Origin of the sequence: Achromobacter sp. SIMBA_011 (genome assembly GCF_046535435.1) — a bacterium.
GTDB classification, from domain to species: Bacteria; Pseudomonadota; Gammaproteobacteria; order Burkholderiales; family Burkholderiaceae_B; genus Achromobacter; species Achromobacter dolens.
This window is the reverse complement of the sequence record NZ_JAWRWN010000733.1, coordinates 1-259: the sequence shown is the minus strand read 5'-3', so window position 1 is coordinate 259 and position 259 is coordinate 1. Positions and strand designations below refer to the sequence as shown.

The window sequence follows — 259 nt, the reverse complement described above, 5'->3', positions numbered from 1 at the left end:
CATGATATCCGGCGTCTATACCCCAACGCGCGGCCGGGTTCTGCTGGATGGCGAGGACGTAACCCGCATGCCGCCACACCTGCTCGCCCGACGCGGCCTGTCGCGCACCTTTCAGAATTTGCAGATATTCCAGTCGATGAGCGTGCTCGAAAACGCCATTGTCGGCCATCATCTGCATGAGCGCGGTTCGGTCTTCGCCGATCTCTTCTCGCTGCCTGCCACGCGTCGCCGCAGCCGGGCGTCGGAGGAAAGTGCGCGG

At 63.7% G+C, this 259-nt stretch carries 1 protein-coding gene; it reads left to right on the top strand.

The features are described 5' to 3' along the window. A partial coding sequence (locus SB816_RS32905; protein WP_410548369.1) for an ATP-binding cassette domain-containing protein occupies nt 1–259 on the top strand: 259 nt, incomplete at both ends.